Consider the following 12,828-nt stretch of genomic DNA (forward strand, 5'->3'; position numbering starts at 1 on the left):
AAAAATATGAAAACAAAAAAATTAAAGTCGTTAAAGCTTAACAAAGCTTCAATTTCAAATCTTCAACAAGTTAATGGAGGTGCAGAAAATGCTAATGATGCTGCCAACAATGCGGCACAAGATCCTATTTACTTTTTATCAATTGGAAAAGCATGTAGTAAAAAAAATTCTTGTAAAAGAGTTTGTGGTGATTCAACAGCTACAATAACTCCAATTGAGTAGATATGTACCGTACGAGATGCTAATTTTAAGAATCTGAAACAAAAAAAGAAAAATATACATCTTAGCATTCTAAAAACAAAAAAGCTGCCCTAATTCAACAAAAGGCAGCTTTAAAAATTAGTCACTAAACTAACTTAAATAAACACTTAATTTTTATTTCTTATAAACAATTATTGCAATCGGCTTCCAAAGTAAACAAGTTTGTTACTTGGTTTGGATTTAATGCCGTTCTATATACTCTAATATCATCTAAATGTCCTTGAAAACCATTTCCTAACATGTAATTCATTAACGGAACGCTTCCAATATCTATCGATGCATTTTCATCTACATTTCTTTGCACACCATCTCTATATAAACGCACGGTATTATTACTATCAACGGTAACTACTAAATGATGCCAGTTGGTTGTATCGGTTGGTAAATCTGGATCTACATTCCATGGATCGTCCCATAAACCATATCCAGAATCTGCATCACTAAATACTGGTGTGTTTAAATCGAATACACTGATTTGAAAACCTTCACTAACCGCATTTCCTTTTTGAAATAAAATTTCATAGTTGGAAGGATCGGTGTTTTGCATTTTAAACCACAGACTTACTGTAAAAGCATCGCCTTGTACTATTTGATTGGCGGTTGTGATTGGAATTTCTATTGTTTCATTTCCATCAAAAGCAATGGCACAAGTTGCGTTTCCTGCTCTGTCTTCGACATAATTATAATTTCCTGATGCTTCCCAATTGCTCACTAAATCTTTGGTTTCGTTGGCAAACGGCAAGTATAAAATTAGATCATCTGTTAAGATTGTATTATTTGTACAACAGTCTTCTATAGAAATTGTGATGGTGTAGATTTGATACATTCCTACTGAGTCTTCAATTCGTAAGTATAGCGTTTCTTGCGAAGCTGTATTTGTATACGACGTTGGAATGAGCGCATTGGTACTTGCGTCTGCATCTGCCTGTGTTTGGTGAAAAGAAAAATTATAATCTTGCGTACAACTTATATTCGCAATGAATAATTGTTCTAAGTTCATTTCTACAAAACCATCAAACGGATTTTCTTCGTCGCACACAGTCGTTTGAACATTTTCAAAACACTCAAAAGGTGTTGCATTTTCACAAACTTTCTGTAACGTGACTTCTTGATTCCCGCTGTGTAGTAATATTTGATCTTCACTACATTCGTCAATAATCCATGAATCATTCAACATCGTTAACTCAGTATCAATATTGGTTACGATTAACACCAAACTTCCTTCAGAAGTTGTTACATCCCAATTTCCTGTGTAGACTGTGCTACTCATTGGATCCGTAGAAAACGTAAATGAATTGTCATCATTAAAATAGAATTCGTATTCAAGTTCTGTATTTCCTGCAAAATTGGTAATTCTCCAGAAACAATCTACCAAACTTGCGTTTACTTGTGCTTCCGTACAATCGGCATCGTTGTAATTATTGTCATCGTCTTCATCGCAAGTATTTTCCGCCGCAGCGATTGCCGTTTCTAATTCGTTATTACTATTAACTGAAACTACAGTTCCGTCAGCATTTACAAGATTAATCGGATAATTGATACTTGCCACTACACCATCAGAAAGCGTTTCCAAAAAGTTGTATAATTCTTCATCATTCGAAATCGCAACCGTTTCAATGACTTCAAAATTTACATCAAAAACGGCAATACTAAACGGATATTGAAAGTCAATACATTCTATATCAATATCTGGCTGATTTGGTCCAGCACAATTTGAGATTTGAGAAATGAGTTCTTCTTCTGTTTCTATGGTAATTTCTGTATAATCACTTAAAATAATTGTGATTGGATAGGTAATTTCTACTGAATTTTGATCTGATTGACCTAACAATTCAAGAATTGCAGCATAGTCATTTGTACTATTTACAACAATAGTTATTCCGTTTACCGAAACTGTCACAGGTAAATCGACCAAAAAACAATTGGCATTATCTATAAAATTATCTGTAGAACCGTCTAATAAAGACACACGCTCCATCAATCTTGGCAAGGTTGTATTGGCTACCAAAGTAGCTTGTGTATCTGGCTCAGTAGTTTGTACATTTTCTTCTTGGCAAGCATTGAAAATGAGACATATCGCGCAAAGCGAAAACACTATTTTTACAGCTTTAATTAGGGCAATTCTATTCATATATTATGCAATTTTACATACTCTAGTCTTTTAGTATGCTATTACTAAAACAACTTAAACGACAAAATTCCCACCTTTATTTATAAAAAATTTATGTTTACTTTTAGCGAATTATTAAGCCAACACAAATGCCAAAATCATTACAGGATAATATTTGTAACGAAGTGATGTTTTCTAGTTTTTTCAAGAAACATTACCAAAGCCTGTATTCGTATTTGTACTATAAGTTTGGTGATTATTTGAATCCCGAAGATAAAACACAAGAAGCATTTACCAAACTTTGGCAGAATTGCGGAAAAGTAAAACCCGAAAAAGCCAAAAGTTATGTGTTTACAATTGGCAATAATATGATGTTGAATGAAGTAAAACATCATAAAGTAGTATTGCAACACCAAAAAATTAAGCCAAGATCACATACCAACGAGAGTCCCGAATTTTTGATGCAAGAACAAGAGTATTTGCAAAAACTGCAACGTGCTATTGGGAATTTGACAGAATCGGAACGTACGGCTTTTTTAATGAATCGTGTAGAAGGGAAACGTCATAAAGAGATTGCTGCAATTCTTGATATTTCGGCAAAAGCCGTAGAAAAACGTATTTATAGAGCATTGAGTAAATTGCGACAAGAGATTGAAGAACTTTGATTTTTGATTGTTGATTTACGATTGTTGATTGTTGATTGTTGATTTGAGAATGTTACATAATTTACCGAAACGTCAGATCAAGTGGAATTCTGAAAGAATTTTGTATCGAGATCAACTTAGAAACCATCTGACATCACAGTAGATCTCGATACTAATTTGTTGCACAAATTCTACTCGATCAGACGTTTTTGATTACATATTGGAAATCACTCGAAACGACATACGTAACGAAAAAAAGCACAAAAAAGTATATATTAGTAAAGTTAGGGTAGGAATTTTAGATAGTAAGTTGTTATATAGATAAGTAACGATTATGAAACGAGAAGATTTAATACAGAAATGGCTAGATCATTCGCTGACTCCTAAAGAATTAGAAGCTTTTAAACAGCTTGAAGATTATGAGGAATTAACGAAGATGCATAGCGCTTTGCAGTATTTTAAAGCACCTGAGGTTGATGTTGACGCCGCTTACAATACTGTTACTACTACAAAGAAAGAAACACCAAAACCTACTTCATGGTTTAAACCATTGTTAAAAATTGCCGCAATTTTAGTAATAGGATTCGGTACATATATGTATGCAACTTTACCAACATTAACGACCCACGATACGGTTGCAGCAAATAAAACGCTTATTAAATTACCTGATACCTCTGAGGTTTCGCTGAATGCAGTTACAAGTTTGTCTTATGACAAAGATTCTTGGGAAGAAAAACGCGAAGTAAACTTAAATGGTGAAGCGTATTTTAAAGTAGCCAAAGGCAAAACGTTTAGCGTTATTACTGATGATGGAGTTGTCACTGTTTTAGGAACTGAGTTTAATGTAAAACAACGAAATGACATATTTGAAGTGTTTTGCTATGAAGGTTCTGTAAAAGTTAGCCACAACGATACGAGTGTTATCCTAAAACCAGGACAACGTTATTTGATACTTGATGGGAAGGAATTCCGCAACGAAGAAGAAAATCTAAAAGAACCTACGTGGATACATAACGAAAGTTCTTTTAAAAGTTTACCTTTACAAGAAGTCATTCAAGAATTTGAACGACAGTATAATGTAACGATTGAAGCCCAGAATATTGATACTTCCGAGATAGTTACAGGAAGTTTTACACATGCTGATATTAATATGGCTTTACAATCAATTACACTGCCTTTCAATTTGAAGTATCAAAAGAAACAAAACTCGATTATTCTAAAACGTGATTAAAAAACGCGTACTCACTTTTTTCACCTTTTTTTGCTTCTTTCTTAATTTTCAATGCAGTATCGCACAGGAAAATCAAGGAGATAAAATTTTACTGTCTAAATTATTACCCGAAATCCAAAAACGTTATGATGTAGTTTTCTCGTATGTAGATGCTACATTGGACGCTGTTTTGGTAACTCCGAAAGCTACTTCTATTTCATTGAAAGAACTACTTGATGGTTTTGAAATGGAAACAAATCTTCGATTTACAATTATTAACGAACGCTATATTGCAGTTACTGTTTTTAAGGATCAAATTCAAGAATTGGATGAAGTCTATTTAACCGAATATATTGCTTCAGGAATTTCCACGAATAGAACAGGTCAAATTACTGTAAAACCTAAGAATTTCGGCATTCTTCCAGGTGTTACCGAACCTGATGTTTTATTGACCATTCAAGCTTTACCAGGAATTTCAAGCATAAACGAAACCGTTTCTAATATTAATATTCGTGGTGGTACAAACGACCAAAATATATTGTTATGGGACGATATTAAAATGTATCAATCTGGACACTTTTTCGGATTGATTTCTGCGTTTAATCCATATTTCTTAAAGAAAGTAGTAGTTACCAAAAATGGAACAAGTGCACAACATGGCGATGGTGTTTCTGGAATGATTCAAATGGAATTAGACGAACATGTAAACGATTCTTTGATTGCTGGTGCAGGATTAAACCTGATTCATGTAGATGGTTTTGCAAAAGTGCAATTAAATAAGAAGATGGAAGTGCAAGTTTCGGCACGTCGATCTATTACCGATTTGGTTGAAACTCCAACGTACGCCATTTATTTTGATCGTATTTTTCAAGATACCGACATCACCAATAATAATCAAGAAACCAACAATACAACTACTACCAATAGAGATTTTTATTTCTATGATATGAGTACAAAATTCATTTACGATATTTCTAAAACAGACAATTTACAGTTTAGCTTTTTGAATATTTTTAATGATTTGAGTTATACGGAAAATGCAATACTGAACAACAGACAACGTTCTGTGAATAGCGGAATTACCCAACGAAATTTAGCTACAGGCTTGACTTATAATCGCGAATGGAATCCTGCGTTTAGCACACAATTGCAGTTGTATGCTTCCAATTATAATTTAGAAGCGACAAACTTTAATATTACCAATAATCAACGTTTGTTTCAAGAGAATGATTTGGCAGACAGCGCGATTAAACTCCATACAAAATACCGCATCAATGAAAATTTCACTATTGAAAGTGGGTATCAATTTTCAGAGATCGGAATCACGAATATTCAAGATGTAAGCAATCCGTTATTTCGTAGTGAACGAAAAGATGTGATGCGAAATCATGCGTTGTATTCGGAAGTTCATTATTTTTCAGATAGTTACCGAACGATGTTGACATTTGGAATTCGTGGAAATCGTTATGGAAAGATTGACACATTCCGTTTTGAACCACGCTTGAACTTTAGACAGCAATTTTCCAATCATTTTAGCTTGTTGGTTTTGGGTGAATATAAAAGTCAGGCAATTTCTCAAGTGATTGATTTGCAGAATGATTTTTTAGGAATTGAAAAACGCCGTTGGACCTTAGCAAACGGAACTTCTGTACCGTTAATTGAAAGCAAGCAAGCTTCTGTTGGAGTGCAATACACGAAAAACAATTTATTGATTACTGCGGAAGCATACATTAAAAATGTAGACGGAATTACTACGAGAAGTCAAGGTTTTCAAAATCAGTTTCAATTTGTCAATGCAATTGGCGGTTATGAAACTTATGGAATCGATTTGTTATTCAATAAAAAATGGCATGATTTTAATGTATGGATGAGTTATTCGGTGAGCAAAAACGAGTATGAATTTACATCGCTTAACAACGGAAATCCGTTTCCAAATAATATTGATATCACACATAATGTTACACTTGGCGGAACGTATTCTTGGAATGATTTCGAATTTTCTTTGGGAAGTTATTTTCGTACAGGAAGACCAACTACAAGTGTTGGCATACCAACTGTTGCAAATGGCGAGATAAACTATAATGCACCAAATGCTTCAACTTTAGACGATTATTTTAGAACTGATTTTTCTTCAACCTATCGTTTGACACTTTCTAAAAAGAAAAAAATATATTCCAAAATTGGGTTGTCTGTTTGGAATGTATTCGATCAGCAAAATATCTTGAACGAATATTACAATTTAGATAACGAAGTTGTTTCTGAAATTCAGAATCGTGCTTTGGGTATTACGCCGAATTTGAGTTTCCGTGTAGATTTTTAAGCTACATATCATTCTATATTTAATCCTTAGATTTACCACAAACATAGTTAAGCTCAATAATTGATGTTAAAAAAATGATAAGTAGCTTTGATTTTTAATTATATTATAATAGTTTTAAAACACATGGAAATAACTATTGGAATTTTAGGATTTATCACTGCTATCATTGCTATTATTGATTTTACATACAATTTCTTTTCAAAACCTAAAATAGAAGAAGAGACAAATCTTTTAGAAGCACAATTTAAAGCAACTCAAAAGCTATCAGAAGAAGTTCAATTAAACATCGAAAATTACATTTTAAAAGCGAATGCTGCTAATAAACTTCTATTTAAAGATATGACATTCAGCAGTTATCTAACTCACATGAGGGAAACTCACAATGAAAATTTATCTGATAGTTTATATGAAAGATTGAGTAATTTAGAATTGACTAAAAGCAATACAGTCTTCATCATTAAAAGCCTTGAATTCCAATTTTCTGCTTTACTGCGAATTAAAAATAAAATGCAGTTATTAAATCTGCTACATTCAAAAAAAATAGCGCTTACAAAAAAAGAAAATTTAGCATTACGCCAAATTTGAGTTTTCGTGTTGATTTTTAGATTGCTTTGAAATAACTGTTCATTTTTAAATGTCAAATTTTGAATATTAGATATAGAAAGAAAAAAGAAGCCATCCGAGATCAAATCCTTAAAAAAGTAAGGTATTATCGCAACAGCAGAGGAATCCGTTTTTTTGACGAACCTTCAGTAAATTTCAATAATAAGTCCATAAAAATTGATGATAACGACCTTGCTGTTTTATTAATTACATTAAAAAGATCAAAAAAAATTCTTGTCACAACAAAATATCTCTACATCATTGAAAAATCTAACATCACAAAAAATAGACGGAAGAGATATCGACCGTTTTGATTATATGGTATTTATTAATGCTGAAAAAACACTTCCTAATGCATCTAAATTGAGACAGTTTTATATAAGACAAAAAATAAGTTTTCGTGTTGGAAATTATAGAATTGTCAAAAAAAACAGATCCTATATAGAAGTAAACTTTAAAAGAACTCGGTTTCCCGATTGTTTAAACGGTTGTATTAAGAAACTTAAATTCGCAGCACGTAAATATGAAGGATATTAATGTAATGATGATTCTCTATTTTAGTTAAAACCATATAACTTCCATTTTTTCAACATTTTAAAATCAAAATGGTCATTCAATATTATATATTAACTCGTTATTTTATTTTTCAATTTTAAAAGTCTCCAAAAACGCGTCAAATCGTTTCACATTGCCTTCGTAGGTTGAAGGAGTTGCATTAAACATGATCATAACATAATGTGTTTTCGTTTCAAAAGTTACTTTTTTCGCATGATACAAACGCATTGTCCCTTTTGGCATGTATTGAAATCGCATACTTTTTCCATTAATTTCTCCCGTATTTTCGAGTTCTTCTTTCAAAAGTAATTTCATTCTGTCATCTTCATCTCCCATTTTCCCCTGCGGAAATACATCTTTATTAAATGCTTTTAAAGATTCATACGCTTCCTTTTTTACCATTCTTATTACAACAGCATTTTTAACATTATTGACATCTGGAAAACTTGCCGACCATATAGTTACTGCATTCATTTCGATAACATTTAAATAGTCTGGAACCGTAAATTGAAAGTGTTCATTTTCGTAATTAACTACTAAGTCCTCGTCTTTTTCATTTAGCACACGTCTTCTTAAAAAGTCAATATCTATTTTAGAAGGAAAGATTGCTACAGATTCTGTCAATGCTTTTATATAGGCAGCTTTTTCGACTTCATCTTCCGATTTAAACAGCGGAAAACTTATGGTTGATAATTTATCATTCACCACAAAACATAAAATATTCATCTTTTGTAAATAATCTTCTTCAGTATTTACTTTATCTAGCGGAATATCAATTGAAAATAAGTAAAATAGTTTTCCATCTTTATTAGAGAAAAACTCTTCTTTAAAGTTCATTTTCTGTTCGCTAAACTCTTCAAAATACTTGAGCTGAGAATCTTTATATGCTTGTAGCACTTGTTTTTGCTCTGCTACTCCTTTTGAATTGTTATAGACAGAAGTATCATAATCCGTTTCTATCAATGTAATTAGGTGATCTTGTATTTTGAAAGCGCCACCTTCCATATAATCTACATTTTCCCCAAGGAATTTCATCGTGTAATTAATATTGTTGTTTATGTAATGAAATCCATCAGAAGCTTTCATAAAGTAAACATTTTGTACTGGCTTAAGAGAAGTTTGTGCATCGTTTTGACAAAACCCATTTACGCCAAAGCCAACGCAAATAAGAAAACAAAGTATGTATTTATTCATGGTATTAATCGGTTTATTTCTTAAATATACTAAAATTAATTACTTCATTTTCTTTGCAATTGCAAACATGGAATTTTTATATTGAGAGTTCGATTCAATATCTTATCATAAAACACAAAAAGAATCGTTTACATTTATAACGTATCGATTGCACTAATTATGAAGAGAATCATTTTTTTAGTCCTAGTAATTTTTTATTCTTGTCAGACTGCAGAGAAAAAAGAAGATGCCACCGAGTTTAAAAGAATAAGTCTTTCTTTTAAGCATTTAATGAGTTGTAAATCTTTAATTGTTCATATTGAAAAATACTCAACAGGTGCTATAGATGTTTCTTATAAATATACGCCTCACAAAGGCTGTAATACTGATACGATTGATTTTAAATCCTATTCGATTGATTCCATTCAATTTGAAAAAATCACAGAAAGCATCTTAAAAATCGACCGATCAAATATTGAAAAAGAATCACAAACAATGGGACTTGATGGTATATCGACTTCAATTACTTTTTATGAAAAAGACAAAAATACCGTCATGAATGTATATGACATTTGGACGCCAACCTACAATACCGAAAAAAGAAAATTGAACGATTATATGAATGCCTATAAATCATTAGTTAAACTAGCTTCTATTAAACTTGATTCACTGTTTTAAATCTCGCTTGAACTTAAAATAAAAGGCACTAACTCGCAATACTTTGATTGTTGATTTACTTCTTTTCTAATTCTTTAAGGATAATTTCAATCGCTTTATCTAATTGCGGTGTTTCATTCTCTAAACGTTGTTTAAAGTTTTTACCAACATATACATCTGGTGCAACTCCGTGTTTTTCTAAATCTTTCCCGTCTAAGGTATAACATCCCCAAGTTGGCAATCGATATGAAGAACCATCTACTAAAGATCTTCTCGTTGTAAAAATAATCCAACGATAGGTTTCTGTTCCCACAATCGTTCCCATCTTTAGTTCTTTAAAGCCAGCAGCTGTCATTTCTGCATCAGATAAAGATTGTTCATTTACGAGTAAAACGATTGGTTTATCACCATAGTTAAAATTTGATTGACTCGTTAATTTCCCTTCTCTATACTTCCAATTTAGGTATTGTTTTTGACGCAAGAAATTCAATACTGCATCGTGTACATTTCCTCCCGTGTTGTAACGTAAATCTAGGATTAAACCATCTTTATACGCTTCTTCACTCATTAAGTCTTGATAGAATTTGGTCAGCTCTCCACGCCCCATATCTAACATGCATACATACGCAATCTTATTCTTAGACTTTTTATCTACATGTGCTTGATTTTGATCTTGCCATTCATCAGTCAATAAACTTTTAAGCCTCCAAAATGATATTGCATGCACGTTTACGTAAAACTCTTTATTGTTTCTGCTGAATGTTAACCTAAGTTCATCATTAAATTTTGGATTGGAAAAATACTGTTCTCTGTTAGCCTTCTCATTTACTCGTTTGCCATTTACAGCGACCAATTTATCTCCCTTTTTAAGATCTTTATTTTTGATGTCTGTTGGTCCATCTGGAACGATTCTTTCTATAACAAACGGATTTTCCGTATTGAAGATAATTCCTGTTTCTGATGTACGTGTTCCATAATACGTTTCTTCTTCTTTCCCGTACGAACTAAATCCAGAGTGAGATGTATTTAACTCACCAAGCATATCGTTAAAGATTAATCTTAAATTTGCTCTACTTGAAACATAGGGCAAATATGCAGCATATTGATCTCTTAGTTTTTGCCAGTTTTCTCCATGAAAATTTTCATCATAATAACTCTCTTCCATTCCAGCCCAAGCTTCATAATACATCTGATCAAATTCATTTGATAATGATTTATTAAAGCGGTAATCAATAGCTATTGGCTTTATTTTATTTGCTTTTAAATCTACAGTACTGATGATTCCACTAGATAGTATATAGTTCTTTTTTCCAGCAGTGATAAATTGGTATCTAAATATCGATTTATCACTCAATTTCACTGTTTTATTGTCTTCAAAAGGTGCTAAGGTAGTTTTCCACAACTTACTTTTTCCTTGATCGTGATTTGATATGTACAATACATGTGTTTTGTCTCCATCGTTTATAACACTGATATTTCTTTGATTTCCAAACCTTGGACTAATCAATGTTAATCTATCCATCAAGCCTTTTTCGTTGATTGCAACCGTAACTTTTTTCTTTTCCTTTATATCCTTTTTATCCTTTGAGTTTTTCTCCTTTTTCTCTTCTTTTTCTTCTTCAAGAAGTTCGTTTATTTTATCAATTTTAAACGGTTTTTCATATTTATCTAAAGCCATTTGATACACTTTAGAATTTCCATTTCCACCACTTGGAAAATTTGGTGCTGTTCTTTCAGAAGATAGATATATATATTTCCCATCAGCAGACCATGTTGGTTCACGTTCAGAAACTTTGGTTTTTGTAAGATTGATTATTTTTTTTGTAGCGATATTATACACAAATATATCTGCTTCAAAATCTCTAACCGCAGTGTATGAAATATACTTTCCGTCAGGGGAAAAATATGGATTTGAATTGTAAAATCCCCACAATTCATCTGTCACTATCAATTCACTTTTAAAGGTCTTTAAATCGATTAAATAAATTTCGTTTCTACCTCTTAAATACACACCTTTTGTTTTGTCTGCATTAAAAGTAATTTGTCTATTATTCTGTGTTTTTTTAGTGAGTTGTTTCGTTTTAAATTTATTAGTTACACTTGTCACAAACCAATTATAATATCCTTTATCAGACCTTGAAAACAGTAACGAATTGTTGTCCTTTAACCATTTTACTTCTTTAACAGCTTCTAAGAAATTGGTCGGTATTTCTTTGACAAATTTGCCTTTTACATCAGAGACAAATAGTTTTCCTCTAGCCACAAATGCCATCTTTTTTCCATCCGGAGAAATATCAAAAAAGGTAATCGCACCTTTTACTGCATACGACTCTTCTTTTTCTAATGTAGAATTATTGTTGATGTTTACATTCAGTTTTTTCGAAGTTTTTTTAGCAACATCATATACAAACAATTGATAGTCTTTTCTAAACACTATTTTTTCACCATTGGCACTTACTTTAGGCCACATAATTGACGTAGAAAAATTGGTTAATTGCGTTATAGTTCCGTTTTCTAGTTTGTATAAATTGTATTCACCATTATCTCTGTCTGATTTAAAATACACATTTCCAACTTCGTCAATCGTTGTCGCAAAATCTTTTCCTCTGTACGTTGTGTGCTGCGTATATTTTTTTGTTTTCTGATTGTATGATTTTATATCAGGATTGTAATCTCCTTTGTATCTTTTTCTATTTGCATCGAGAGAAGATTCACCAGATTCATTAAAGTAAATATCTTTTGTTTTTGGATGTTGAATCACGTTATGAACCCTGTTAAAATAGTGTCCAAAGGTTCTTTTTGGAGTTCCTCCATTAATGCTTATTGTATAATTAGTCATTAAATTATACCTATTTGATGTAAAATTGATGGTTTTACTGTCCCAACTCCAAGAAGATACCCTATCACTTGCTTGATGAAATGTTAGTTGTGTAATTTTACCGCCTTTTAGTGGCATAATATACACATCACTATTTCCGTATTGACTGCTAGAGAACGCCAACCATTTTCCATCGGGAGAAACACTAGGATTTGTTTCAACTCCTTGCATTGCAGTTAATCTATACGCTTCTCCTCCATTTGAAGAAACTTTCCATAAATCGCCTTCGTAGCTAAATATAACATCCTTTGCATCTGGAGTTAATGTTGGTTTTAACGTAAAGTGAGCTGTATCATCCGTTTTTTGTTGTCCATTAACAATAGATACTAGAACGAAGAGAAAAAGGAATACTATTTTTTTATACATAATTTAAAGACGTATTATTTTTATTCTAAATAGGAGATTGATTTTGGTTAG

The 12,828-nt window shown here is 32.0% G+C and carries 10 protein-coding genes; 7 read left to right on the plus strand and 3 right to left on the minus strand.

All coding sequences use genetic code 11. The annotated features are described in order from the left end of the window. Positions 1-6 precede the first annotated feature (6 nt). Positions 7-222, plus strand: a complete 216-nt coding sequence (locus ACRBBL_RS00505) for a hypothetical protein (protein ID WP_431367081.1) — start codon at positions 7-9, stop codon at positions 220-222. Between the two features lie 160 nt (positions 223-382). Here the strand turns inward: ACRBBL_RS00505 and ACRBBL_RS00510 are convergent, their stop codons facing one another. Further along, positions 383-2,392 carry a LamG domain-containing protein gene (locus ACRBBL_RS00510; RefSeq protein ID WP_431367082.1) on the minus strand — a complete coding sequence of 670 codons (2,010 nt, stop codon included), beginning with the start codon at positions 2,390-2,392 and terminating at the stop codon, positions 383-385. Between the two features lie 128 nt (positions 2,393-2,520). On the opposite strand from ACRBBL_RS00510, the gene ACRBBL_RS00515 reads away from it, so the two are divergent. From ACRBBL_RS00515 to ACRBBL_RS00535, 5 genes are all read left to right on the plus strand, one after another. After that, positions 2,521-3,036, plus strand: a complete 516-nt coding sequence (locus ACRBBL_RS00515) for an RNA polymerase sigma factor (protein ID WP_431367083.1) — start codon at positions 2,521-2,523, stop codon at positions 3,034-3,036. 313 nt (positions 3,037-3,349) lie between these two features. Continuing rightward, complete coding sequence (locus ACRBBL_RS00520; RefSeq protein ID WP_431367084.1) at positions 3,350-4,246, plus strand: FecR family protein; 897 nt, start codon at positions 3,350-3,352, stop codon at positions 4,244-4,246. Beyond that, positions 4,239-6,545 carry a TonB-dependent receptor plug domain-containing protein gene (locus ACRBBL_RS00525; protein WP_431367085.1) on the plus strand — a complete coding sequence of 769 codons (2,307 nt, stop codon included), beginning with the start codon at positions 4,239-4,241 and terminating at the stop codon, positions 6,543-6,545. The genes ACRBBL_RS00520 and ACRBBL_RS00525 overlap by 8 nt, the downstream gene beginning before the upstream one ends. A gap of 123 nt (positions 6,546-6,668) precedes the next feature. After that, complete coding sequence (locus tag ACRBBL_RS00530; RefSeq protein WP_431367086.1) at positions 6,669-7,130, plus strand: hypothetical protein; 462 nt, start codon at positions 6,669-6,671, stop codon at positions 7,128-7,130. 252 nt (positions 7,131-7,382) lie between these two features. After that, entirely contained in the window at positions 7,383-7,685 is a 303-nt protein-coding gene (locus ACRBBL_RS00535; RefSeq protein WP_431367087.1) for a hypothetical protein, read from the plus strand. A 102-nt stretch (positions 7,686-7,787) separates the two neighbouring features. On the opposite strand, the gene ACRBBL_RS00540 is transcribed toward ACRBBL_RS00535, so the two are convergent. After that, the gene (locus ACRBBL_RS00540; protein ID WP_431367088.1) at positions 7,788-8,897 is read right to left on the minus strand and encodes a hypothetical protein; all 1,110 of its coding nucleotides are present in this window, start codon (positions 8,895-8,897) and stop codon (positions 7,788-7,790) included. Positions 8,898-9,056: 159 nt separating this feature from the next. Between ACRBBL_RS00540 and ACRBBL_RS00545 the strand changes: the two genes are divergently transcribed. Beyond that, positions 9,057-9,554, plus strand: a complete 498-nt coding sequence (locus tag ACRBBL_RS00545; protein ID WP_431367089.1) for a hypothetical protein — start codon at positions 9,057-9,059, stop codon at positions 9,552-9,554. Between the two features lie 55 nt (positions 9,555-9,609). Here the strand turns inward: ACRBBL_RS00545 and ACRBBL_RS00550 are convergent, their stop codons facing one another. Further along, positions 9,610-12,777: a S41 family peptidase gene (locus ACRBBL_RS00550; protein ID WP_431367090.1), complete on the minus strand. Its 3,168-nt coding sequence runs from the start codon at positions 12,775-12,777 to the stop codon at positions 9,610-9,612. Between the last annotated feature and the right edge of the window lie 51 nt (positions 12,778-12,828).

The organism is Kordia sp. (assembly GCF_050633145.1).
In the GTDB taxonomy this organism is placed as follows: domain Bacteria; phylum Bacteroidota; class Bacteroidia; order Flavobacteriales; family Flavobacteriaceae; genus Kordia.